Source organism: Carnobacterium iners, from assembly GCF_900177385.1.
In the GTDB taxonomy this organism is placed as follows: domain Bacteria; phylum Bacillota; class Bacilli; order Lactobacillales; family Carnobacteriaceae; genus Carnobacterium_A; species Carnobacterium_A iners.
Genome location: NZ_FXBJ01000002.1, coordinates 997,735 through 1,021,826 on the forward strand (window position 1 = coordinate 997,735; position 24,092 = coordinate 1,021,826).

General features: G+C 33.9%; 23 protein-coding genes. 19 read left to right on the forward strand and 4 right to left on the reverse strand.

The features are described 5' to 3' along the window. Positions 1–269: 269 nt before the first annotated feature. The 10 genes from pdxS to B9Y54_RS04970 all read left to right on the forward strand — a co-directional run bounded on the left by pdxS (position 270) and on the right by B9Y54_RS04970 (position 9,204). A complete protein-coding gene (pdxS, locus tag B9Y54_RS04925) occupies positions 270–1,136 on the forward strand; it encodes a pyridoxal 5'-phosphate synthase lyase subunit PdxS (RefSeq protein ID WP_234987824.1) in 867 nt (288 codons plus the stop codon). A 719-nt stretch (positions 1,137–1,855) separates the two neighbouring features. Beyond that, the gene (locus B9Y54_RS04930) at positions 1,856–2,806 is read left to right on the forward strand and encodes an ATP phosphoribosyltransferase regulatory subunit (protein WP_085559226.1); all 951 of its coding nucleotides are present in this window, start codon (positions 1,856–1,858) and stop codon (positions 2,804–2,806) included. After that, positions 2,806–3,429: an ATP phosphoribosyltransferase gene (hisG, locus tag B9Y54_RS04935; RefSeq protein WP_085559227.1), complete on the forward strand. Its 624-nt coding sequence runs from the start codon at positions 2,806–2,808 to the stop codon at positions 3,427–3,429. The genes B9Y54_RS04930 and hisG overlap by 1 nt, the downstream gene beginning before the upstream one ends. Further along, positions 3,426–4,712: a histidinol dehydrogenase gene (gene hisD / locus B9Y54_RS04940; protein WP_085559228.1), complete on the forward strand. Its 1,287-nt coding sequence runs from the start codon at positions 3,426–3,428 to the stop codon at positions 4,710–4,712. The genes hisG and hisD overlap by 4 nt, the downstream gene beginning before the upstream one ends. Before the next feature lies 1 nt (position 4,713). Beyond that, the gene (hisC, locus tag B9Y54_RS04945; protein ID WP_085559229.1) at positions 4,714–5,721 is read left to right on the forward strand and encodes a histidinol-phosphate transaminase; all 1,008 of its coding nucleotides are present in this window, start codon (positions 4,714–4,716) and stop codon (positions 5,719–5,721) included. After that, on the forward strand, positions 5,708–6,286 hold the full coding sequence (gene hisB, locus B9Y54_RS04950) for an imidazoleglycerol-phosphate dehydratase HisB (protein ID WP_085559230.1): 579 nt from the start codon (positions 5,708–5,710) through the stop codon (positions 6,284–6,286). The genes hisC and hisB overlap by 14 nt, the downstream gene beginning before the upstream one ends. A 51-nt stretch (positions 6,287–6,337) precedes the next feature. Then, positions 6,338–7,045 (forward strand): 1-(5-phosphoribosyl)-5-[(5-phosphoribosylamino)methylideneamino]imidazole-4-carboxamide isomerase, encoded by a 708-nt coding sequence (hisA, locus tag B9Y54_RS04955; protein ID WP_085559231.1) that lies wholly within the window; start codon positions 6,338–6,340, stop codon positions 7,043–7,045. Next, positions 7,039–7,794: an imidazole glycerol phosphate synthase subunit HisF gene (hisF, locus tag B9Y54_RS04960; RefSeq protein WP_085559232.1), complete on the forward strand. Its 756-nt coding sequence runs from the start codon at positions 7,039–7,041 to the stop codon at positions 7,792–7,794. Before hisA ends, hisF begins: the two co-directional genes overlap by 7 nt. Continuing rightward, positions 7,795–8,391 carry a bifunctional phosphoribosyl-AMP cyclohydrolase/phosphoribosyl-ATP diphosphatase HisIE gene (gene hisIE / locus B9Y54_RS04965; protein WP_085559233.1) on the forward strand — a complete coding sequence of 199 codons (597 nt, stop codon included), beginning with the start codon at positions 7,795–7,797 and terminating at the stop codon, positions 8,389–8,391. A 12-nt stretch (positions 8,392–8,403) separates the two neighbouring features. Then, complete coding sequence (locus B9Y54_RS04970) at positions 8,404–9,204, forward strand: histidinol-phosphatase HisJ family protein (RefSeq protein WP_085559234.1); 801 nt, start codon at positions 8,404–8,406, stop codon at positions 9,202–9,204. A gap of 56 nt (positions 9,205–9,260) precedes the next feature. Here the strand turns inward: B9Y54_RS04970 and B9Y54_RS04975 are convergent, their stop codons facing one another. Continuing rightward, the gene (locus B9Y54_RS04975; RefSeq protein WP_159446059.1) at positions 9,261–10,712 is read right to left on the reverse strand and encodes an FAD/NAD(P)-binding protein; all 1,452 of its coding nucleotides are present in this window, start codon (positions 10,710–10,712) and stop codon (positions 9,261–9,263) included. A 417-nt stretch (positions 10,713–11,129) separates the two neighbouring features. Between B9Y54_RS04975 and B9Y54_RS04980 the strand changes: the two genes are divergently transcribed. Continuing rightward, positions 11,130–11,951, forward strand: a complete 822-nt coding sequence (locus B9Y54_RS04980) for a ZIP family metal transporter (RefSeq protein WP_085559236.1) — start codon at positions 11,130–11,132, stop codon at positions 11,949–11,951. A gap of 268 nt (positions 11,952–12,219) precedes the next feature. On the opposite strand, the gene B9Y54_RS04985 is transcribed toward B9Y54_RS04980, so the two are convergent. Beyond that, complete coding sequence (locus B9Y54_RS04985) at positions 12,220–13,110, reverse strand: mechanosensitive ion channel family protein (RefSeq protein WP_085559237.1); 891 nt, start codon at positions 13,108–13,110, stop codon at positions 12,220–12,222. A 213-nt stretch (positions 13,111–13,323) separates the two neighbouring features. Between B9Y54_RS04985 and B9Y54_RS04990 the strand changes: the two genes are divergently transcribed. The 7 genes from B9Y54_RS04990 (at position 13,324) to B9Y54_RS12320 (ending at position 19,840) form a co-directional block, all read left to right on the forward strand. Then, positions 13,324–13,815, forward strand: a complete 492-nt coding sequence (locus B9Y54_RS04990) for a PH domain-containing protein (protein WP_085559238.1) — start codon at positions 13,324–13,326, stop codon at positions 13,813–13,815. Continuing rightward, a complete protein-coding gene (locus tag B9Y54_RS04995) occupies positions 13,808–15,247 on the forward strand; it encodes a PH domain-containing protein (protein ID WP_085559239.1) in 1,440 nt (479 codons plus the stop codon). The genes B9Y54_RS04990 and B9Y54_RS04995 overlap by 8 nt, the downstream gene beginning before the upstream one ends. A 343-nt stretch (positions 15,248–15,590) precedes the next feature. After that, on the forward strand, positions 15,591–15,779 hold the full coding sequence (locus B9Y54_RS12190) for a hypothetical protein (RefSeq protein WP_143062470.1): 189 nt from the start codon (positions 15,591–15,593) through the stop codon (positions 15,777–15,779). 595 nt (positions 15,780–16,374) lie between these two features. Further along, entirely contained in the window at positions 16,375–18,453 is a 2,079-nt protein-coding gene (locus B9Y54_RS05000) for an ABC transporter ATP-binding protein/permease (RefSeq protein WP_085559240.1), read from the forward strand. Positions 18,454–18,621: 168 nt separating this feature from the next. Then, positions 18,622–19,047 (forward strand): cupin domain-containing protein, encoded by a 426-nt coding sequence (locus tag B9Y54_RS05005; RefSeq protein WP_085559241.1) that lies wholly within the window; start codon positions 18,622–18,624, stop codon positions 19,045–19,047. A gap of 244 nt (positions 19,048–19,291) precedes the next feature. Then, entirely contained in the window at positions 19,292–19,429 is a 138-nt protein-coding gene (locus tag B9Y54_RS05010) for a helix-turn-helix transcriptional regulator (RefSeq protein ID WP_085559242.1), read from the forward strand. A 192-nt stretch (positions 19,430–19,621) separates the two neighbouring features. Further along, on the forward strand, positions 19,622–19,840 hold the full coding sequence (locus B9Y54_RS12320; RefSeq protein ID WP_085559243.1) for a hypothetical protein: 219 nt from the start codon (positions 19,622–19,624) through the stop codon (positions 19,838–19,840). A 266-nt stretch (positions 19,841–20,106) separates the two neighbouring features. Here B9Y54_RS12320 and B9Y54_RS05020 read toward each other — a convergent pair whose 3' ends face one another. Together B9Y54_RS05020 and B9Y54_RS05025 are read right to left on the reverse strand one after the other, a co-directional pair. Next, entirely contained in the window at positions 20,107–20,523 is a 417-nt protein-coding gene (locus B9Y54_RS05020) for a DUF4430 domain-containing protein (protein ID WP_085559244.1), read from the reverse strand. A gap of 78 nt (positions 20,524–20,601) precedes the next feature. Further along, entirely contained in the window at positions 20,602–21,198 is a 597-nt protein-coding gene (locus tag B9Y54_RS05025) for a cob(I)yrinic acid a,c-diamide adenosyltransferase (protein ID WP_085559245.1), read from the reverse strand. A 180-nt stretch (positions 21,199–21,378) separates the two neighbouring features. Between B9Y54_RS05025 and B9Y54_RS05030 the strand changes: the two genes are divergently transcribed. Beyond that, the gene (locus B9Y54_RS05030) at positions 21,379–23,922 is read left to right on the forward strand and encodes a vitamin B12-dependent ribonucleotide reductase (protein WP_085559246.1); all 2,544 of its coding nucleotides are present in this window, start codon (positions 21,379–21,381) and stop codon (positions 23,920–23,922) included. Positions 23,923–24,092 lie beyond the last annotated feature (170 nt).

Consider the following 24,092-nt stretch of genomic DNA (forward strand, 5'->3'; position numbering starts at 1 on the left):
GATTAAATTTATTATTTAGGTTTATTATCCTTTAAGTGTTAGACTTAGGTAGGACCATATGCTTGACTAGACACTGCGGGAATAGTATTATATGCCGGTAGATACTAAGCTATTCTAGTGGATAGTATGTATATTTTAGAGAGTCACTCGAAGGAAATAAGTATCCGTTTTGAAGAGGGATTATCCTAATAAGTATAGTAATTAGGTAGACCACTTTTTTTAGCTGGAAACGTAAAATCCTATCATATCAGTTAAAGGAGCAATAATTTATGAGTATGATTGATAAAGAAGCTATCTCAAAACAATTTCTTGGAGGCGTCATCATGGACGTTACCACACCTGAGCAAGCAAGAATTGCAGAAGATGCTGGTGCAGTTGCTGTAATGGCTTTAGAAAGAATTCCAGCGGATATCCGTGCTGCTGGAGGAATTAGTAGAATGAGTGATCCTGAGATGATTCAATCTATTATGGATGCTGTTTCCATTCCAGTTATGGCAAAAGTTCGAATTGGCCATTTTGTAGAGGCACAAATACTTGAAGCCATTCACGTTGATTATATTGATGAGAGTGAAGTTCTTTCGCCAGCAGATCATGTGTACCATATCGATAAGAACAAATTTAAAACACCATTTGTTTGTGGAGCAAGAAACTTGGGTGAAGCACTTCGTCGCATTCAAGAAGGCGCTTCTATGATTCGGACTAAAGGAGAAGCGGGTACTGGAGATGTTGTTCAAGCAGTTAGTCATATGCGCCTAATCCAATCTGAAATTCGCCGAGTCGCTAGTTTGTCTGAAGAAGAATTATTTCATACAGCAAAAGAATTAGCAGTACCTTACGACTTACTAAAATATGTACATGAAAACGGCAAATTGCCAGTTGTAAACTTTAGTGCAGGCGGCGTTGCGACTCCAGCTGATGCAGTTTTAATGAGACAACTAGGAGCTGAAGGAGTTTTTGTAGGAAGTGGTATTTTTGCTTCTGGCGATCCTGAGAAACGCGCAAAAGCAATCGTTCGCGCAGTTAAAAACTATCAAGATCCAGCTATTTTAGCCGAAGTAAGCAAAAATCTTGGTAAAGCTATGGTAGGAATCAATGAGAGTGAAATCGAAATTCTTATGGCCGAACGTGGCGAATAATAAGAAATAAATAAGACTGTTTGTCAATATAAAAACAGGTTTTAAAATGAACGAAACAAAGACTGTTAACACGAGACTAAATGTGTTAGCAGTCTTTTATTTATTTAGAACGGTTTAGATGATAATTTACCATTGCGTAACTAAATATAAAAATTGATTTTTAATTTTTATGCATGAAAAAATATATTCTGTTGTTTTTAAACCATATAATTATATATGTTTTAATACATTTAAAGTCAATAGAATAGCTAGTTACCTCAATATTTTTTAAAGTTTAATCTGTTTTCAAAAAGGTTAAACAAATAAATTTGAAAAAACAACGATAGTTAAAGCTTGCTTAATTGTTTTGATAATGTTATCTTTCATTAAACTAAATTTCAAAATGTAAATTTCAAAAGAGAAAAAGCTAAACCTACATAAAAAATCCAACTAAAAAAGAAAATAAAATGAAAAAAAGGAGGAAGGCGCGATGAAAATAAATCAAGCAAAAAATCTAAAAATCGAGAAAAATGTAATTAAGAACCATCATAACCATCATAGGTAGTAGAGTCTGTAACCATGAACTAACGGCTAAAAATTAGTTCATAGATGCATGCTCTGTTTAGTTTATTTTAACTAGAGCATGAATCTATGATGGGAAGTAGTTAAACCATATAGATTTTCTATATGGTTTTTTTGTATACTTTTTTACAAATTTATAAAAAGAAGGAGAGAGTTACATGCAGTTTAGAACAATTGCCCAAGAATTAGAAAAAACAAAAATAAAAAAAGACATCAAGAGAGGTATTGAGAATTATTTTGAAAAAACAGGTTTTTCTTTAATTGAACCTAAAACATTTCAAGATTACGATGATTTTATTAACTCAGCAGCTAATCCTGATCTAGCTAAGACGGTAAAAGTTTTAGGTGGAGATTCTAAGATATATGTTTTAAGACCAGATATTACAACAAATATTCTAAGTCAAATTTTTACTAAATGGGACGGAAAAAAGCCTCTAAAAGTTTACTACAATTCTAAAATTTATAGAAATGAATTAAGAGGAAATGTAGCTGAAGACTATCAAATGGGAATTGAATCATTAGGAGATAACCAAATTAACGGGGATAGAGAGGTTTTTGAAATAGCACTAAATCTGATGTCAAAATTAGACAAAGACTATATTCTAGAACTTGGTTCCAGTAACTATTTAGATAGTTTTTTCAAAGAAAGAAAGCTAGCAGATGCTGATGAACTGGCTATAAAAACACTAATTAGTAGGAAAAATCGTGATGAGCTTAAGGGGAAACTGAAGTCATTAAAACTTGAAAATACAATGTTAACTAATATATTAGATATGCAAGGGAGTATGGAAAAAGTCATTACTATGGCTAAAACCTATGAAACAAATAAAGAAATGAAAAAGGCTATCCGTTCTCTTGAAAGTCTTAACGAGTATTTTTTTGATAAAGGTGTAACGGATAATATCAAAGTTGATCTTTCTATGGTACCAGACCTTGATTATTATGATGGCATCATTTTTAAAGGCTATTGTTCAAATAAACCAACCAAAATTTTGAGCGGTGGTCGTTACGACAAGTCAACTGAAAAATATGGTTTAACGGTTTCTGCAATAGGATTCATGATTGATATGAATATCGTTACTGAAATTAGAATGGAGGGGAAAAATTAGTGGAGACTCTAACGATAGCGATAGCAAAAGGGCGACTTGGAAAAAAAGGATTAAAACTTTTTGAAGAAACAGAGTATGCGATTGAAATGGAAGAAGATTCTAGAAAACTAATTTTTAATAATGCTAATAAAACAATCAATTTTATCTTTGTTAAACCTTGCGACGTGGTTACTTACGTCGAAAAAGGCGTAGCGGATATGGGTATTGTAGGTAGAGACACTATTCTAGAAGAGAATAAAGATATCTACGAAGTATTGGATCTCAAATATGGTAAGTGTAAATTTGTTGTAGCTGGTTTTGAGAATCAGGACTTAGTTAAAAAGAATGAAGTTTTAAAGATAGCGACAAAATATCCTTCCTATGTTTATTCTATTTTTGAGGATAGAGGACAAAAGATAGAGATAATAAAATTGGGAGGAGCTATAGAATTAGCACCATTAATGGGGTTAAGCGAGGTCATTGTCGATATAGTAGAAACTGGAACAACCTTGAAAGATAATGGATTAGTTGTTTTAGAAGAATTGGACCCAATCAGCGCTCGTCTGATTGTGAATAAAGTCAGTTATCGATTCAACTATGAGGAGATACAAAAAATAGAAAAGGTCTTAGGTGAAAGACGATGATTAAAATAATAGAGGCAAACAAAGAAAGTGAAAAAATAGCAAAGATTTTATCTCGTAGCCAGATGGACTCGACAGAAGTGCTAGAAACAGTCAATCAAATATTGGAAGAGGTAAAAACAGATGGCGATAAGGCAGTATTAAAATTCACCCAGTTATACGATGAAAATAAGTTGGAAAACTTAAAAGTAACTCAAGAAGAAATAGAAGCAGCTAAGCAGGCTATTGATAAGGACCTAGAAAAAGCCTTGAAAAATGCGATTAAAAACATCACTACTTTTCATAAAAAACAAGTAAAAGAAGGTTTTATGATAAATGAAAGTCCAGATGTCATGCTTGGCCAAATGGTGATGCCGATTGAGAAAGTAGGGTTATACATACCAGGCGGAACTGCTTCTTATCCTTCCACGGTAATGATGAATGCTATACCTGCAAACTTGGCGGGAGTAAAGGAAATAGTCATCACAACGCCAGCAGATAAAAATGGTAAGATAAAAGATTCTGTTTTAGTGACAGCTGATTTATTGGGAGTTGACCAAATTTATAAAATTGGAGGGGCACAAGCTGTTGGCGCTCTTTGTTACGGCAGCGAAACGATTCCTAAAGTAGATAAAATTGTCGGACCAGGAAATATTTATGTTGCCATGGCTAAGCACAAAGTATCTGGATTAGTGGGTATTGATATGATTGCTGGACCAAGTGAAGTGCTGATTATTGCAGATGAGAAAGCAAATCCAACTTTCATTGCGGCTGATCTATTAGCTCAAGCAGAACACGATAAAAGAGCTGCGAGTATAGTGGTAACAGATTCTCATAGTCAAGCAAAGGCTATTCAAAAAGAGGTAGAAATCCAACTTCAAATGCTTGAACGGAATGAAATAGCTAGAGAAGCCCTTTCTGAATATGGTGCAATTATTCTTTGTGAAACGAAAGAACAATGCTTTGAAATAGCCAATGATTTTGCGCCAGAACATTTAGAAATATTGACTGAAAATCCATTTGAAGACTACAAAAAAATTAAAAACGCAGGCGCTATTTTTCTTGGAGAATATTCACCTGAACCTTTAGGAGATTATTATGCTGGCCCGAATCATACGCTGCCTACTTCAAAAACAGCGAGGTTTTCTTCCGCTCTTGGTGTCGATGACTTTTATAAAAAAACTTCTCTTGTTTATTATTCGAAAGAAGCACTCAGACAGGCGTCAGAAGACATTTTATTAATCGCTAATAACGAAGGATTGACAGGACATGCTAATTCTATCAAGGTGAGAATGGAGGAATCATAAAGTGGAAAAATATGTAAGAGAAGAAATAAAAAAGTTAAACGCTTATGAAGTTCTAAATAAGGATTTTACTATTAAGTTAGATGCAAATGAAGGTGTGGAGTGGATAAAAGGTCTGAACCGTTACCCGCTAGATAAAAGCGATACATTAAGAGGAGAATTAGCAAAAAAACTGGGAAAGGACAAAGATGAAATCGTGCTTGGAAATGGTTCTAGCGAACTAATTGAACTAGCAATGAAAGCTTATTTAGAAGCAGGAAAAACGGTGGTTAGTTTTTCACCCACTTTTAGTATGTACCAGATTTTCACCATAATCCATAAAGGAAACTATGAAGAGTATCCGCTAGACGATAAAAAAAAGTTAAACATTGAAGGCTTTGTAGAATTTATTCAAGAAAAAAAAGCTAAGTTAGTTATTATTAGTAATCCAAATAATCCAACAGGTCTGTTTATTCCAAGAGAAGAAATCAAAAAAATCCTAACATCAGTAGATGCAATGGTTATTTTAGATGAAGCTTACATCGAATTTACAAATGAACCGAAAACAGATTTCACTAAAGAATTCAAAAATATGCTTGTTTTAAGAACTTTTTCTAAAGCGATGGGGTTAGCTGGAATTCGATTGGGGTACATGATTGCGGACAAAGAAAATATTGGTTATATCAATCGAGTACGCTCTCCTTATAACGTAAACGCTTTGACTCAAGAAATGGGTCTAAAAGTACTCAATGATCAAGAGATTACAAATAAAAATATTGAAATGATTAAAAAAGAAAGAGAAAAGATGAGACTCTTTTTACAAGGAAAAGACTTAAATCCTTTCCCATCAGAAGCTAATTTTTTGTTTTTCCAAGCGCCAAAAGCGGTATTTGATGCATTAGAAAACAAGGCCGTATTGATTAGGGATTTTTCAGGAAAACTTGAAGGATACTATAGACTCACTATTGGTACACCCCAAGAGAATGAAAGTGTTAGGAAGATAATAAAGGAGGTACAACATGCGACAAGCTAAGATTACGCGGCATACGTTAGAAACAAAGATAGATTTAATGTTAAATCTAGAGGGGTCTAGAAAGATTTCTATCAACTCTGGAATTGGTTTCTTTGATCATATGCTAAGAGCAATGGCTTTTTATGCAAAATTCGATTTGACTGTCGAATGTGACGGAGACTTACAGGTAGATACTCATCACACCGTTGAAGATATTGGACTTTCCTTAGGAGCTGCATTTAAAGAAGCTTTGGGAGATAAAATAGGGATTGCTAGATTTGCTTCTCCAATCACACCTATGGATGAGAGTCTAGCACTTGTCGCTATCGATATTTCTAATCGACCTTTTCTAGTTGAAAATTTAATGTTCACATCTGAAAAGATAGGAGAAATGGAAAATCAATGTTTCAAAGAGTTTTTCTATAGCTTTGCTATGTCTGCCGGACTTACTCTCCATATCGATGTGATGAGAGGAGAAAATGACCATCACAAGATAGAAGCTGTTTTTAAAGGATTAGGAAGAGCAATGAGAGAAGCTGTGTGCATCGTTGATGATGAGGTAGTAAGCACGAAAGGCGTATTGTAATAAAGTAGTTGAAATAGTTAATTAAATAAAGGGAATCAAGGAGTTGATTAAGTGTTTATCTATCCAGCAATTGATATCAAAGATAAATCGTGTGTCAGATTAGAGCAAGGTCTTTATGAGAAAATGACGGTATACGAAAAAGATCCTGTAAAAGTAGCAATAAGATGGGAAGATACTGGAGCTGAATTTTTGCATTTAGTAGACCTTGACGGGGCTAGAAATGGAATTCGTTTAAATGAAGAAGTTGTAAAAGAAATAATTAAAAACGTGACAATACCCATTCAATTAGGTGGTGGAATTAGAGATTCTCAGGGAATAGAGACGCTATTAAATTTAGGCGTTTCTCAAGTGATTATAGGAACGGCTGCTCTCAAAGACCCCAAATGGATGAAAGAAGTTATTTCGCAATATGGTGACAAAATAATTGTCTCAATTGATGCTAGTAATGGATTTATAGCCACTGATGGATGGGAACAAGTTTCTGATGTAAAAGCGATAGACTATATAAAAGAACTTGAATCCTATGGTTTGAATCGAATAGTTTATACAGATATTGTAAAAGACGGGATGCTAAGTGGTCCTAATTTTGAAATATATGGAGAGTTAATTGGAAAAACCTCAATAGAAGTGATTGCTTCAGGAGGAGTTACTACGTTAGAAGATGTTAAAAGATTAAAGTCAATGGGACTTTATGGAGCAATTATTGGAAAAGTCTTATATGATGGAAAATTAGACTTACAGGAGGTTTTAACATGTTAATAAGAGTGATTCCTTGTTTAGACGTTAGGGATGGTAGAGTAGTAAAGGGTAAACAGTTCGATCAGATTGTGGATGTAGACGATCCTGAAGTTTTAGCAGAATATTATTCAAAAGCAGGTGCTGACGAGCTCGTTTTTTATGATATCACAGCTACTAATGAAAAAAGAAATGTATCGCTAGATTTTATTGAAAAAGTAGTAGAGAAAATAACGATTCCTCTTTGCGTAGGCGGAGGAGTCAGTAACTTAGCAGACTTTACAAACATTATGGATAAAGGCGCAAATAAAGTTTCCATTAATTCTGGAGCGGTGAAAACGCCTGAATTAATTAAAGAAGCTTCAGAAAAATTTAGCTCTAAAGCAGTTGTTTTAGGAATGGATATAAAAAAAATAGGGGAAGATAAATGGCGAATATTTACAAATGGTGCGAGAATAGATACGGGTCTTGATGCAGTAGAATGGGCGATAGAAGCCGTGAAACTTGGAGCTGGAGAATTAGTGGTGAATAGCATTGATGCAGATGGGATGAAAGAAGGATACGATATTGAACTATTAAATAAATTAGCGTCTGCGGTATCTGTTCCGGTTATTGCATCAGGTGGTGCTGGTAAGTTAGAAGACTTTGTTGAGGCAGCTACAAAAGGTAAGGCTAGAGGTGTTTTAGCAGCGAGTGTGTTTCACTACAAAGAAATCGAAATTGGGGACTTGAAACAATACATGAAATCAAAGGGATTAGAGGTGAGTTTATAAATGGAAATAAAGTATGATGCAAACGGACTAGTGCCTGCAATAGCTCAAGATATCGCTACGGGAGAAGTTTTGATGTTAGCGTATATGAATGAAGAAACGGTTAAGTTAACATTAGAAACAAATATAGCACACTATTATTCTCGCTCAAGAAAAGAGATATGGAAAAAAGGAGCGACCTCTGGAAATAGTCAAGAAGTAAAGGGCTTTTATTACGATTGTGATGGCGATACGATTCTTATAAAAGTTAGTCAAACGGGTGTAGCATGTCACACGGGAACATACTCTTGTTTCACAAATGAGTTGAAAAGTTCAACGGCCAATAAGAATACGATTGGAGATTTATATAAAGTTGTACTAGATAGAAAACTAAATCCAGTTGAAGGATCTTATACAGCTTATTTATTCGATGAAGGAGTAGACAAGATTCTCAAAAAAGTGGGCGAAGAATCTGCAGAAGTTATTATAGGCGCAAAAAATAATAAAGAAGAATTAGTCTATGAAGCGAGTGATTTGGTTTATCACCTACTCGTTTTACTTGTCAATGAAGGGGTTCCACTGGGGAGTCTCTACGAGGAATTAGCTAAGCGAATGAAATAAGGAGGAGCTAACTTGTTATACACAGATCAGCACGTCCATACTTCTTATTCTCCAGATAGTGAAGCGAAGATAGCAGACTACTTAATTAAAGCAAAAAAACTTGGTTTAGACTATGTTATTTTCACTGATCATGCAGATATGGGTGCAATAGAAGAAGCTTTCCAAAAGCAAATAGACTATCAAGAGTACTTCAAAGTAATGAAGCGCTATGAAGAACAATACGAAATTGAGATAAAAGTAGGAATAGAAATAGGATACGAACTTAATTATAAAAATCAAATCAATGAGTTATTAAATGAGTATCCTTTTGATTTTGTTATAGGTTCAATTCATTATGGAGATGGAAAAGACCTTTATTTAGGCGATTTCTATCAAGGGAAGTCACAATACGAATCCTACATGAGGTACTTTGAACTCATGTTAGAAATGGTAGAGAATTTTGCCAACTTTGATGTTATAGGACACTTAGATTACATCGTTCGCTATGCCCCTTTTGCTGTTAAGGATTATGAGTATAAAGTATACAAAGAAATAATAGACTTAATCTTAAAAACAGTCATTAAAAAAGGGAAAGGAATTGAATTAAACACATCTGGTTTACGAGGTCCTTTAAAAACAATCTTGCCAAAAGAAGAAGTACTAATTCGGTATAAAGAATTGGGTGGTAAGATTATAACGCTGGGCTCTGATGCTCATTTAGTAAAAGAGTATTATGCAGGAATGTCGAATGAAATAAACCATCTAGAGAGAGTGGGTTTTAGCGAACTTTCTTCTTTTAGCAAACGAAAAGTTAGACAGCATACAATTAGTTAAATAAAACAGTTAAAACCCCTCTGATTTTTTCTATCAAAGGGGTTTTGACTCATTAGCTATTTGCTCATTTTTAAGTGATGTAAAATATCTTTGACTGCTGGCCGTGCACTTTCAGAAACCATGTTGACTGAATTATTTCCAAATTGTACACCAGAAATTAGCTCTCCGTGTACTTTTAAGGTATGAAGAATGCCGTGTCTTTGACTAACGGCACTAAAGTCCGGCAAGCTAATTTGAACCCCACCAAATGTTTCTGGTTGGAGAAGACGTTCATTAATTAATTGACGCAAGAGCGGCATCCGGTCTACTTGATACGAGACTTTCTTTTCAGTACCAGCGGCATTAATAATATAGTCTACATACTTTGGAGCTTGGTCTTTCAAGACAAGTTTAAAGGAATTTTCTTCTTCAATAACGTCTATCAAGTTGTCAGATACCGCGATGCTATTTGCTTGCCAAGCAGCTACCAATTCTTTAGCAGTAGCTACAGGAAATGAGCTCCGTAGTTTATCCCATTTCTCATAATATAAGTCAAAGAAACGTTGTTTGTCTGTTTCTTCTAAAGCCATCCATATATCTGGTAAAAAAGGACTCATATCGTGAAGTAAATTTTGAATAGCGCCAATTTCTTTAGAATCTGTTAACTCTTTTTTGAGTGTTTCTTTTGAGCCAAGCTGATTATTTTCCCAATTATCTTTTAAGGATAATTCTTGGTAAACTGCTTCTTTTTTAAACCATTCGACATATATTTCTAATGGAATAAAACCATTATTTTTTTCTTTAGCCCTTTTTATATTTTCTATTGTAAAAAAACGATAATCAATCGCATCAGCTTGGCCACGAATGGATTTAAAACGTCCAGAAGGAGAAAAGAAAGATACGGTTAAATCAGGTCGATTATAATGAGCGTACCTAAAAATATCAATACCCGTCAAACCAGTACCTAATACTCCAACTGTTGCACCTTTAGGGATTAAAGGCATTGTTTTTTTAACTGGGAACGGATTAACAATAAAGTTCGGATGATTAATTAATTGATAAGGATCCTTATAAGCAAGACCTCCAATACATAAATGGATAGCATCAAAATCTTTTACTGTAGAAGATGAAGTCAATTGAAGTTGATTATTCGCTAGTATCTTAACGCTCTCAACTTCTTCTTTTATGATTTCAGCATTAGATTGGAAAAGCCAATCGCTCATTCGATCCTTTAAGTAGTCACCAAAAAGTTCACGAGGATAATGTTTTACTGCTGGCTCTGTTTCCTTTTTAGTACTTTGCAGCCATTCAACAAAATCATTTTTATTTTCCGGTATAATAGTAATAGTTCCGGCAGCTTGGTTCATAACTAATTTTTCATTGTCTTTTTGATAAGGTGCACCGGTTCCAAAAGTATCTTCGTCTCCAAATACAGTTATTTCTATCGAGGGATTGTTTTCTTTTTCTCTAGTCCACTCTCTAAGTGCACCAATACCAGCAACGCCCATTCCAATAATAGCAATTTTCATATGATTCTCCTCATCTTTCATTTAAATAATTGGATAAAAAATAAAATTTTTTCAGTACGTAATCTTGACGACTAAGTTTACCAAAAAAAAGTAGGAAAATACAGTTTATGGCTTTTTTTAAAAATTTTCCTTTAGAAAGAGCAAGTAGGGTTTTATTGAATACTATTAAGTTGTTTTTAGAGAAGAACTTAAGAATGAATAAAAAGAAAGTGAAATTGTACTAGATAGATGAAAAAAAGAAATCTATTGGATTAAAAAGACGAATAGGAATAATTTTCTGTAGATGAGCATGAACGTTCTATCTTTAAATCAGATGAAGACACTATAAGAAATTAGGGTCAAATTAGCAAAAACAATAGACTTAAATTGATTTGAACAATAAAATAGATTATGATTTTATAAAAGGAGAGGATAAATATCACTGATACATTTATTTCATTTCACCCAGTTTTACAGGCTTTAATAGCAGGTTTATTTACTTGGGGCTGTACAATTGTTGGTTCTTCCTTTGTTTTTCTTTTTAAAACAGTTAATCGTAAGTTTTTAGATACAATGAACGGCTTTGCAGCAGGTGTGATGATTGCTGCGTCTTTTTGGTCGTTATTAGCACCATCTATTTCTTTTGCAGAGCAAAATGATTACGGTTCTTGGTCTTGGTTTCCTGCCGCAATAGGATTTCTAGTAGGTGGACTATTTTTAAGATTAATCGACGTAATTATTCCGCATTTACATTTAAATGAGCCTATAGAGAATAGTGAAGGACCTAAGACTAAAGCTTCGAAAAACTTACTTTTATTTCTTGCCATTACAATCCACAATATTCCTGAAGGCTTATCGGTTGGTGTAGCTTTTGGAGCTGCCGCAATCGGAGCAGCAAATGGTGATGCCTTTATGAGTGCTGTTGGACTTGCTTTAGGAATTGGTATTCAAAATATCCCTGAAGGATCTGCTTTGTCCATGCCTATAAGAGCAGCCGGCAGCAGTCGTTGGAGAGCTTTTAATATTGGACAGCTTTCTGCAATTGTTGAGCCTATAGCTGCAGTAATTGGAGCTATAACGGTTATTTCAATTACAGCTCTTTTACCATATGCTTTATCTTTTGCAGCAGGTGCGATGATATTCGTTACTGTTGAAGAACTTATCCCTGAATCTCAGACAAACGGAAACAAAGATAGTGCTACACTAGCACTAATGGTCGGATTTGTTATTATGATGATTTTAGATGTTGCTTTAGGCTAGTTGAACAAAAAGTCACTAGAGGACACAAAAAAATAACTTATGAGTATAAAAACTTGAAAGGTATACCTTTCAGTTTTTTTAATGATAGTATCTATTCTTTTATTTTGACTAAACTGTCTCCCTTACATTGCCGTATCAAATTAAATTAAAACGAGTTTCAACTATTAAGGAGAAATAAAAATGAAAGGTTTTTATAAAGTATTAACGCATATAATTTACTAGTCAATAGACCTATCATTCAAAGATAGTAAAAAATGAATATAAAGATTTATTTTACTTTTGTACTACGGCCAGAGGTAATTTCAATTGTTTCAGATGCTACCTCTATACGTTCTCCTTCTTGTTCAAATCGACGGAGGATTTCTGAGAAAAGTTGATCTTTGACACCACGACGTTCTCGATAATCAACTACGTATCGCAGACTCACTTCTACCCAGTTATCATTAAAGCTAAGATAAACTTGGTTTTCTAAAGAAGCATTCTCTAATTTATACCGTCTTTTCATTTTTTCCCAAGCAATAGTAGCTTCGGTATTGTACTGTCCCGTATGTTCTTCGGCTAGTTCTAGTAAAATCGTTTTAGCTAGCCTCATGTCACTTTCAAAACGTAAGGGGATCATAATTTCATCCCATAAAAATTCAAAGTCAGCGTTATAGTTGTAAACGGGAGAGCTAAAGATATAGCTGTTAGCCACTCGAACAATTCTACCCGTATATTGATCGCCATCTACCCATTCACCAAGTTCCATTAAGGTTGTTCGTAAAATACCAATATCTACTACGTCGCCTTTAATCCCACCAAGAAGGACGCGATCTCCTGTTTCAAAAAAGTCACCAAATAAAATTGCAAACCACCCTGCAATGCTGACAATAACTTCTCGTAAAGCATAAGTAACTCCAGCGCCAGCTAGCCCAATTGCTGTTGTAAAACCAGAAAGGTTCCGTCCAAAGATAGACATAAAAACAATAAATAAGACAAAATTATTTGCCCAACGAGCAACTTTCCGAACAACATACCAATGTCCAGAGTCTTTTAAGCCTCTATATAGGCGATTTAAAAGAAAACGGCGGACACCATAAAGAACAACAAAAAATATAAAAAACCAAATAATATTAACTAATAGGGGATACGATCCAATAAAGTTACGAATATAGTTCATAGGGGTAACTCCTTCCTTTTAATAGAAAGATGTTTAGCTTCACTCTTTTTTCATTATACTAGATATTGCTAGCTAAACGCGAAAAATGAGCCTTTTAATTGAGGAACAACCAAAATATTAATTAAAAAACGATAAGTAAATGTAAAGTTAACTTTGTAGTTTTTATCACGTTATAGTAAAATTGAATGAAATCGCTAGTGAAGGAGACTGACAATGAATTATCCACTATTAAAAAATCAATTACCAGAATCGATAAAAAAAGTATGGAAAAAAACTAGCTTTATTACGTTTATTTCTCTCTTGTTATTTGGTATAGGCGTTATAAGTGTGCTGACTTATTTTGAATTAGCTAGTAGTACATGGTATTTGGTATTCAGCATTTATTTTACACTTATCTTAATTTTATTTTTATTAAATTTTTTATTGATAAACTATCGCTACCATTATTTTCGTTATGAAATAACTACTAAAGAAGTTGTTTTTCAAAAAGGCTTTATTTTTCGCTCAATTACATATGTTCCTTTTTCTCGTATTCAACATATAGAAACCGAACAGGGCCCCTTTTTAAGAAGAGAGCACTTAATGGAATTGGTTATTCATACTGCTGCAACTGCTCATCATATTGCTGGTCTGTCTCTAAAAGAAGCAGAAAAATTACGTGAAAGTTTGCTAGAAAGAATAGAGGAGGCAAGTATAGATGACTAGTGAACGAAAAAAATTTCATCCTTCAGTTATGCTTGTTCATTTCATTAAAGGGATTCGAAGTTGGCTGTTTTTTATATTTATCATCGTGATAAATACTGACGAAATAAGTATCTATCCAATAGCAGCTATGAGTACCATCCTAATAGTAGTCGTTCTAACGAGTATTTTTAAGTACTTTACGCAAACATACCAAGTAACACCACAAAAAATAATTATTCATAAAGGATTAATAAAAAAAAGAGAAACAGATATTTATTATGATCGGATACAAACGATTAAACAAAGGCAATGGTTCTTTTTCAAACCATTTAAAGTAGTTGAACTTTTAATTGAGACAGCGAGTAGTACTCCTGGAGAGGCGGAAGCTTCTTTAACAGCAGTAGATAGTTCACTAATACAAACGATTGAAGGACTGCAGCACAATCTACGTTCTGACTCTAAGCAAGACAAAAAGACTGCATCATCTCACAAAGCTTCTTTTGTTTTATCCAATAATCAGATTGCTTTATATGCTTTAACGGATATGACTGTCTTTCTTATTTTTGGAACAGCTTTTTCTTTTTTTGGCGACTGGATTCCTGATAGTTTTTTTACAAAAATAGAGTTATGGATTAATGACTTACAGTGGATTGTAAGTGCTGTGGCCTTTGTTATAGGAGTTATTGGGATTGTTTTTTTATCTTTACTAAAAAATTTCATCTTATTTTATCAGTTCAAAGCAACCCTTGAAGAAAATACTTTATCAGTCGAATATGGATTGTTTGAAAGGAAAATTCAAAAAATACCGTTAAAAAAAATACAGGCAATTAAAGTTCATAAACAAGTTCTACGTAACTTATTTGGAATGTCCTCTGTAGAACTCGTTCTGATGGGTGGACAAGAAAAAGAAGGAGAAGGTTTAGCTTCAAAAAAAGTTTTACTCTTTCCACTTATTCAAACAAAAATAATGTATGAAATGTTAGCTGAATTTCTTCCTGATAGGCCCGTAACAGAACCCAATATTCACTTTGTTACAAAAGGAGAGCTATGGTACTTCTGGCGTTGGATATTACTAATGGGACTACCTTTCGTTCTAGGTGGGTGGTTTATAAGAAGATGGGTGAGTTTAATTGTTCTTATTATCCTCATTTTCTTATTAATCCTTCAATGGATCAAGAGCCAAAAACAAGGATACGCTATTCAAGGAAATCAAACGATATGGTTGCAACAGGTTCAAGGTCTTTCAACCGTTCAACTATTTATTGCACGACCAACTATTCAATCCTTTACTCGTTCGTCAACTAAATGGCTCATGAAAAAAAATCACGGACATATTCAAGTATGCTTTAAAGCAGGAGATAGTCCAGCCTATTTTGACTTGCGTTTTATCCAAAAAGAAGATGAAGAGCTTATCTATGAAAAATTTTGGAAACAAGTAGTCCCTACTGAGTAAAGGGCTTACCGTTAAAAGAATCTAGAAGTGTCTTGAAATAAGATAAAGGGCGTAATCTAGAGTGAATTAAAGATACAAATAGCTAACATTAATTTGAAAACTAAGTCGATTATAAAATTATAAAAAAATAACAAAGGAAATAAAAAAAGAAACCAATGAGTAGAACTCAAAATTATCTAAAAAATAGAAGAGAAAGTTTTAATAGTATGATGACTAGCTTAGTCCCTCAAACAGTTTTGAAGAGGGATACGATACAAGATAGTGGAAATTCGGGTAAAAAGAACTAGACTCATCTATTTTTCTGATCCCAGAAGATTACTATGGCCTCACCCAAAACGAAGGAGTGATTGATCCTATACCTTCTTATAGTTTGTGGTTAGGTTCTCTAAAAGCAGGAGACTCTATTCTATTAAGAGAAGCGACAGTCGGTACGACAACTAATTTTATTTATATTTCCGATATAATTGAGTGTTTTACAAAAGAAAAAATTAGTTTAACTAGTAAAGTAGAACCGGTTAATTATTATGGGTAAACAGTCTACAACGTGCCTAATGATGTTACTTTTAACTATAAAATTTTTCCTGCAATTTAAAAAATAAATAAATACATTAAAAAAACTCGTGATTTCACAAAAAGCTATCGGTATTTTCACAACTGACGGACTAATTTAACGAATAGCTATTTCCCTTCAGCCATTGATAGGAGCGTATTAATCCTAACAGTCTTAACTAGATGAATAATTGAATTAAACTGCCTATAATAGCGGCTGAAAGCATGATTTTACTAATAAGTAGATTCATGCTTTTTGACTTGGCTAAAACAGATAATAGTACTAGTAATACAAAAAATATAGCGACGGATCTTTGCCTAATATAGTTGGTGGGTAAAGATGTAAAAATAAAGATAGATAAACCTATCTCGAATAATATAGTCATCATGAAAATCCTATTTACAGATTACAGATTTAGGGAAAACTGATTTAAAATAAAATGATTCTTTTAATAAAAGTTTCAGTCTTAACGGAATAAAAATAAGTTGACAACGAAGTATAAGATGATTATACTTTAAAAGTAGGTAAGTGAGTGATTACTCACTATAAAATTAAGTGAGAGAGGAATGATGAATAAATGGCTTTTTTAGAAGTGAAAAAATTAAATAAATATTTTCCAATAGGAGAGGATAAACGATTTCATGCATTAAAGAATATTGATTTATCTTTTGAAAAAGGTGAATTAGTTTCTATTATTGGAGAATCAGGTAGTGGAAAATCAACGTTAATGAATATTCTTGGCGGATTAGATTCAAGTTTTACGGGGGATGTTTTTGTAGACGAAGAGAATATTGGGCAATACGAAGAGAAACAAATGGTACAGTATCATAAAGAAAAAATTGGTTTTGTTTTTCAAAGTTTTAATCTTGTGTCCCATCTTTCAATATTAGATAACGTTACACTTGCTATGACGTTATCTAATGTGGATAAAGAAACCCGTATTGAACGATCAATAGCTATCTTAGATCAATTAGGTTTACAGGAGCAACATAAAAAGAAACCTAATCAATTATCTGGTGGTCAAAAGCAACGTGTTGCGATAGCTAGGGCGCTAGTAAATGACCCAGCTATTATTATTGCAGATGAACCTACTGGAGCTTTAGATTCAGAAACGAGCGAACAAGTTCTTGATATCATTCAGCAAATAGCAGAGAGTGGGAAATTAGTTATTCTTGTAACCCACTCAGAGCGAGTAGCAGAAAGATCTAGTCGTATCGTAACAATAGCCGATGGTGAAATAATTAATGATAAAAAAATGGGATCATTAGATAAAGTGGATAATACATTTATTTTACGTCCTCTTGATAAAAAACAAACAAATAAAAATTTATCTATTTTTTCAGCTATTCGTATGGCTCTTTTGAATATGAAGGAAAAGCTAGGTAGAAACGTTCTAATTGCATTAGGTGGAAGTATCGGAATTATGAGTATCGTACTTATGTTATCTCTTGGACAAGGAGTAAATGACTATCTAACTGAAACAATGAACGAAAATGTCAATCCGTTAATAATTGAGACCAAGATGACGGAAGATACTAAAACCAAAGATGCCCGTAAAGAGCGTGTGGATAAAGAAGAAGAAGGGAAAAATGCAGCTGTTAGTAATGGCCCCAGTTTACCGATAAATATTGGCGGCAATGGTGAAGCAAAAGGTGGTTTTGAAGGTCCACCAGGAACACAAAATGAATTAGCCTTTGATAAAAATAATATCGAGGAACTTCAAAATATTGAATACGTAAAAACAATCATAGAAGGCTTTACTTCTTTTTCATTTTCAAAAAATGCTGTTGAATATGAAGATGAAAATTACACTTATATGAATTTTGGAACAGTTTCACCGGATATGACTCCTTCGAATATTATTTTTGGTGAATTACCAGAAATAAATGAAGTGATGATCACAGAAGGACTTGCAACAAGTATAGCTGATGAAGCAGATAAGATGATTGGCAAAGAGATAAACGTAAAGACTGAAATGGGTGAGGAAATACTAGAGGGTACTTATACAATCAGTGGTATCTATACACCAGGTGATGCAGTTGGACCAGCCGGAATCTTTGAATCTGTCTTCATGACGATGGAAACGTTTAAAGCACTAAATGAAGAAGCAGGTAAAAAGACTGAATCTAATGTTGTTTACATCACATCAGAAGCGGAAGGATTTACTAAAGATATTAAAGAAGAAGTAAAAGAACTAGGTTATGCAGGTTCATCTTCTGATATTTTAACTGAAATTTTTAGCCAATTATTAGCTATCTTTACGTACATTCTTACGGGAGTTGCCGGTATTTCATTATTGGTATCTGCTATTATGATTTTGACTGTTTTGTACATTAGTGTTATAGAACGTACGCAAGAAATTGGTGTAATGAAGGCCATTGGTGGACGTAAAAAAGATATTAGAAGAATTTTTGTCTCTGAATCATTTTTAATAGGATTTTTTAGTGGTATTCTCGGTGTTGGAATTGCATACGGGTTATCATTTATTGGAAACCTCTTTATTGAAAGTATCTTTGATGCAACAGTCTTTAATATGACTCCGATGTTTGCACTAGCTGGAGTTTTTGTCAGTATTATTATTAGTGTTTTAGCAGGGTTGCTACCTGCAAATAAAGCAGCTAAATTAGATCCTGTAGAAGCACTAAGAAGAGACTAACGATAAGGAAGTATTAAAAACGAGTACGATAGATTTTTATTTTTAAAAACGATGGCTATAAAGCTAACCACACTCACTTGCTTTTGGATTCGTTTACTAGTATTCTTATGGTGCGTTCAGTTTGTATTGATTACAAAATGACATTCAATTTAATTAGGAGGAATGAAAATGAAAATTAGCGATAAAGAATACGGAGAAAAACCTTATGTAGTAAATATCGAGGACGCTACTGTACAAAATGAGACTTATCGAACAACGATGTGGACTGGTAAAAAATTACAAGTAACCATCATGTCTATCCAGTCTAATGATGATATTGGCTTAGAAGTGCATCATGGTATTGATCAGTTTATTCGTATCGAAGAAGGACAAGGATTATGTAAAATGGGTCCTACAGAAGATAACTTAAACTTTGAACAAGAAGTTAAAAACGATGATGCTGTTTTTGTACCAGCAGACATGTGGCACAATATTTTAAATACAGGTGATAAGCCCTTAAAATTATATACAATTTACGCAGGACCAGATCATGTTGCAGGAACGATTCATGAAACACATGAGGATGCACATAATGATCCCAATGAACAAGACTAATACAAAATTGTTTTAGAGTAAACTAAATAAGAAACTAGTAATAACTAGTTAAGAATAAAAAAAGTTCCATCTATCAGTTTAAAAAAATTGATAGATAGAACTTTTTTTTATTACGTTTAAATTATTTTACTTCAGAATAAAAGAATAAAAAATTCACTTGCTTATTCTGAGATAATACAATTACTTAAGATGAATGTTATACCCAATTTAATGTAAGATATATCTGTCATATCGGGAAGATAGTATGGCTAAGAATATCATATTAAAGGTAGCACGTACAAAGAGTGAACTATCTCAACAGCAATTAGCAGATACGGTTACCATAACACGGCAAACAATCAGTGATATTGAAAGAAGAGATTATAATCCGTACAAGACCTAACAGGTCTGCTCGACTTGTGGACAACCAGCCTACCATGTAGAACCACGACCGCGATATAAATGCGGTGAAAAACAGTCTTTCCATTGGCATGGGACATGCCTTTGTCAAACAGTCTAAACCACTGCCTGTAAGCATTCGTGTAAAAAAGTTAAGTTAAGGGCGTTCCCAGGAGCTCTGTACTTTAGTGCCGATGTGGTTCACGATAAAGATAATAACTTTATTCATTCATTTAGCCAAAATATAGATTTTACGAGAATAAATAATGAAATTAAAGAAGAAACAGGTACTATTATCGACAGTAAGAACTTTAGATCTGGTTATGAAATAAAAATAGACGTGACCTATACTTTTAACGATGAAACAGAAAAATCATTTACCACTAAAACAATACTTGAAGAACAGGTTAAATAATCTATTCTGACTAGACACAAAAATAAACTATAGGCTAAAAAAGTGAAAAATGTAAAACAAATCTCTGTTACTAACGTTTAGATTCTTAAAAATAGTAGTAAATAACAGGGGGATAGGCTAATCGATTATCTTTCACTTAAAGAAACTTTATAAAAAAGCAAAAAAAACTTTGTCAGCACCTACTAATAAATATGAAGTCTTTTTTTGTACTAATTTTTAACCATAATATTACTCATATAAAAGTCTGAATCATTTCATAGATGAGTCTAGTTTCCGTTTAAAGTCCACTTTATTTGATCGTCTTCTTTTATTTCATAGTCAGCAGCACCGACTGTTCCATCTTCACCGTTTACAGAATAGAGCCACCATTTATTTTTTGAATCATCTTGTTCAATACCATCGATAGCAGTGATGAATCCATCTGTTTCTTTTACTTCATATTCTACGTTCATAGCGTCTAATAAGGTTGTGCCCTCTTCTACTTTTAAAGATCTCGCCATATCAGCCTGCTCTTCTTCGTCTACTTCAAAGACAATAGTAGCCTCCACTGTTTCTGGTATTGAAATGGAACTAGCTTGTTCAGGTACAACCTGACTACTAGCTGATTCATTATTTGCTGGTGCTCCACAAGCGGTTAAGATAAGAGTTAAGCCTAGAATTAACAGGGGTTTTAGTTTGTACATATTTTTTCCTCCAGTTGAATAAAATCGTTGGTTTAAGTAAGTAAAATTTTTTATTGGTATAAGTTACAGGTGTCCATTTTAGTAATGTGTTTTTGGAATAGTTTCTTTTTTTAGTTCAGAATGAAAGACTTTTCCTCCTTTTTCATAAAAAGGTTCTTTAACTCCTTTTCGTGAATTTACTACACGTGCTATGGCAAAAAAGTAATCTGATAATCGATTGATAAAAATCATAACGACTGGATTAATCTTTTCTGTTTTACCTAAAGATACGATAATACGTTCTGCTCTTCTAGTGACTGTTCGAGCTAAGTGTAAAAAACTAGCAACAGGGTGACCACCTGGAAGAACAAATTTTTCTATTGCAGGGGGCTCTGTTGAGTAATCGTCAATTCGACTCTCCAGCCATTCCACCGCTTCTTTTGTAATGAGGTAGTCTTTTGTTCCCTCTAACATGGCTAAATCTGTTCCACAATCAAATAAAAGAAGCTGGATTTCGGCTAATTCTTCTTTTAGAACTAGTTCTTCTTTAGTCATTTGACTAATGATTACCCCAACTAATGAATTTAGTTCATCTAACGTACCGTAGGATTCTACTCGGATAGCATCTTTTGAAATTGTCCGTCCACCAATCAAGTTTGTATTCCCATAATCGCCTCTTTTTGTATAAATTTGCATAATACCCTCCTGTTTTATAAATTTCTTCATTCTCATTCAGTCTACACAAATCTCTTTTAAATACAAGTCTTTACAAACACTATATATGGTGTAAAATAAAATTAACATACTATATATAGTGATTTTTTTATTTTAAAGACGATTATGGGTACTTAATGACAAAATGATGGAGTGATAGAAATGATGATAAATACCGTGTCAAAACCAGTATTAAACGTAGCAAAACTAAACAAAGACATTTCAAATTTCCCAGCTGTTTTTCCTGTTACAGAGGAGATGTCAACAACTTTCAGTGGTGTTTCACGTCTGATTTTAATTGATCGTTACGCATTTAAAGATACTACCCAACTAACTCTGACAAAAGGAGACTTAGTTGTTGTAACCTTGAAAGAAGATCCGCAATATCCTGCACGTGGGATTGGGTTTATTTCTGCGCTTTTATTAGCCGAACAAAAAGCCATTATTTTAGTAGATGAAGAGTACCGAGGTCAGCTAGAAAATGAAGAGGAACAAATAACTGGATTGATTACTCGTTCACTAGCAGCAGTTGAAAAACCATTAGAAATTTATTACGAACAAATTGCGAAGCGTAATGCAACTGGACTTTCAGCAGTTGAATCAACAATTGAAAAACAACAAGCTTCTTTTGAAATTTTTTATAGAGAGTTAATGGCACTAAATGTTATCCCAGCTGGTCGAGTACTTTATGGTGCAGGGTCTGGGATAGACGTTACTTACTTTAATTGTTACGTTATGCCTTATATGCCAGATTCACGAGCTGGTATATCTGATCACCGTAAACAAGTCATGGAAATTATGAGCAGAGGTGGCGGTGTTGGGACAAATGGTTCTACTTTACGGCCACGTCACGCATTGGTCCATGGTGTAAACGGAAAATCTTCTGGATCAGTTTCATGGTTGGATGATTTAGCCCGCTTGACTCATCTTGTCGAACAAGGTGGTAGCCGACGAGGAGCTCAGATGATTATGTTAGCAGACTGGCACCCAGATATTTTAGAGTTTATTATCTCTAAAATGCAAAATCCAGCTATTCTTCGCTTCTTAATTAAAACGACTAATGATGAAGAGATTAGGGAATTAGCAAAAAATAAATTAGTGTTCACTCCCTTTACAGCAAAAGAAAAAGCTATTTATCAAATGGTTTTACAATCAAGTAAGTTAACTAACGATGAAAAAATTGATTTAACAATTATCCAAGAAGCAAAAGAAAAGCTAGAAACAGGTGGAATATATAGTGTTCAAAATCCTGATTTTTTAACCGGTGCAAATATTTCTATTTGCTTAACAGATGACTTCATGCAGGCAGTCGAAAAAGATTCTGATTATGTTCTTCGTTTTCCAGCTATAGAACAGTATACAGTTGAAGAAATGAAGGATTACAATCAGCATTGGTCAGATATCGGAGATGTTCGTGAGTGGGAAAAAAGCGGTAGAAAAGTAAGAACGTATCGTTCTATTCGAGCACGTGAATTATGGAATTTAATTAACATCTGTGCAACCTATGCAGCAGAACCCGGTATTTTCTTTATTGATAATGCGAATAGAATGACAAATGCAACAGCTTACGGTCAAAAAGTAGTCGGCACCAATCCTTGTGGTGAACAACCCTTAGCACCTTACTCTGTTTGTAATTTAGCAGCAATCAATCTAGCTAACATGGTCGAAAAAAAGACTGGAATAATTGATTATGATAAGCTTATTCAGACTGTCAAAACGAGTATTCGTATGCAAGATAACGTCATTGATGCTACCCCATACTTTCTTAAAGAAAACGAAAAACAAGCGCTGGGTGAACGTCGAATTGGATTGGGTGTTATGGGACTAGCTGACTTACTCATTTACTGTGGCCAAAAATACGGATCTAAAGAAGCAAATACTTTACTCGACAGGCTCTTTAAAGCAATCGCCCAAGCTGCCTATGAAGAATCAATCAATTTAGCAAAAGAAAGAGGCAGTTTTCCATTTCTAATTGGAAAAACAGAATCAGAAACACAAACGCTGCGTCAACAGTTTATCGATTCAGGCTTTATGAGTCAGATGCCTGAACAGATTCGTCTAGATATTTTGACCTATGGTATCCGTAATTCACATTTATTGACGATAGCGCCTACTGGTTCAACAGGTACGATGGTAGGTGTTTCAACCGGTCTAGAACCTTATTTCTCTTTTAGTTATTTCCGTAGTGGACGTTTAGGGAAATTTATTGAGGTTAAGGCGGCTATCGTTCAAGACTATTTAAAAGAACATCCAGAAAAAGATACGGAACAGTTGCCGGATTATTTTGTTTCAGCAATGGAGCTGTCTCCTGAAGCTCATGTTGACACACAAACAACGATTCAAAGATGGATTGATAGTTCTATTTCGAAAACAGTCAATGCACCAAGTGGTTATAGCATTGAACAGGTCCAAGCTATATACGATCGATTGTATCAAGGTGGAGCTAAAGGAGGAACTGTTTATGTGGATGGCAGTCGAGATACACAAGTGTTAACCTTGAAAGCAGAACAAAATACAGAGTGTAAAATAAATTCTTCGTTCGATGAGGATTCATCTAGAGGTCAATCTGATAGGGCAGAAGAAGTGATTTTTTACGGAAATGAAATTGGCAATACTTGTCCTATTTGCCGGATCGGGATTGTTGAAGATATCGGTGGTTGCCATACTTGTACAAATTGTCTGAGTCAATTAAAATGTGGCTTGTAGCCATTGGGTGAATGAAAAGAGAAAGGTTAAGAAAGATAGGAATAGTCTTCTAGTTATTATTCTTCGTTTAGATATTTTGTTAGATTGAAGGTGTTTTGTAGTTTTACTGATACGTTTAATGATTAGGATGGAAAACTTGATTAGGATCAATTTTTTTGTTAGTCATAACT

Excerpts from the sequence above, each read along its gene's own strand:
- pdxS (WP_234987824.1), top strand. The coding sequence starts at position 270 with ATGAGTATGATTGATAAAGAAGCTATCTCAAAACAATTTCTTGGAGGC.
- B9Y54_RS04930 (WP_085559226.1), top strand. The coding sequence starts at position 1,856 with ATGCAGTTTAGAACAATTGCCCAAGAATTAGAAAAAACAAAAATAAAA.
- hisD (WP_085559228.1), top strand. The coding sequence starts at position 3,426 with ATGATTAAAATAATAGAGGCAAACAAAGAAAGTGAAAAAATAGCAAAG.
- hisB (WP_085559230.1), top strand. The coding sequence starts at position 5,708 with ATGCGACAAGCTAAGATTACGCGGCATACGTTAGAAACAAAGATAGAT.
- hisF (WP_085559232.1), top strand. The coding sequence starts at position 7,039 with ATGTTAATAAGAGTGATTCCTTGTTTAGACGTTAGGGATGGTAGAGTA.
- hisIE (WP_085559233.1), top strand. The coding sequence starts at position 7,795 with ATGGAAATAAAGTATGATGCAAACGGACTAGTGCCTGCAATAGCTCAA.
- B9Y54_RS04975 (WP_159446059.1), bottom strand. The coding sequence starts at position 10,712 with ATGAAAATTGCTATTATTGGAATGGGCGTTGCTGGTATTGGTGCACTT.
- B9Y54_RS04985 (WP_085559237.1), bottom strand. The coding sequence starts at position 13,110 with ATGAACTATATTCGTAACTTTATTGGATCGTATCCCCTATTAGTTAAT.
- B9Y54_RS04990 (WP_085559238.1), top strand. The coding sequence starts at position 13,324 with ATGAATTATCCACTATTAAAAAATCAATTACCAGAATCGATAAAAAAA.
- B9Y54_RS04995 (WP_085559239.1), top strand. The coding sequence starts at position 13,808 with ATGACTAGTGAACGAAAAAAATTTCATCCTTCAGTTATGCTTGTTCAT.
- B9Y54_RS05000 (WP_085559240.1), top strand. The coding sequence starts at position 16,375 with ATGGCTTTTTTAGAAGTGAAAAAATTAAATAAATATTTTCCAATAGGA.
- B9Y54_RS05005 (WP_085559241.1), top strand. The coding sequence starts at position 18,622 with ATGAAAATTAGCGATAAAGAATACGGAGAAAAACCTTATGTAGTAAAT.
- B9Y54_RS05010 (WP_085559242.1), top strand. The coding sequence starts at position 19,292 with ATGGCTAAGAATATCATATTAAAGGTAGCACGTACAAAGAGTGAACTA.
- B9Y54_RS05020 (WP_085559244.1), bottom strand. The coding sequence starts at position 20,523 with ATGTACAAACTAAAACCCCTGTTAATTCTAGGCTTAACTCTTATCTTA.
- B9Y54_RS05025 (WP_085559245.1), bottom strand. The coding sequence starts at position 21,198 with ATGCAAATTTATACAAAAAGAGGCGATTATGGGAATACAAACTTGATT.
- B9Y54_RS05030 (WP_085559246.1), top strand. The coding sequence starts at position 21,379 with ATGATGATAAATACCGTGTCAAAACCAGTATTAAACGTAGCAAAACTA.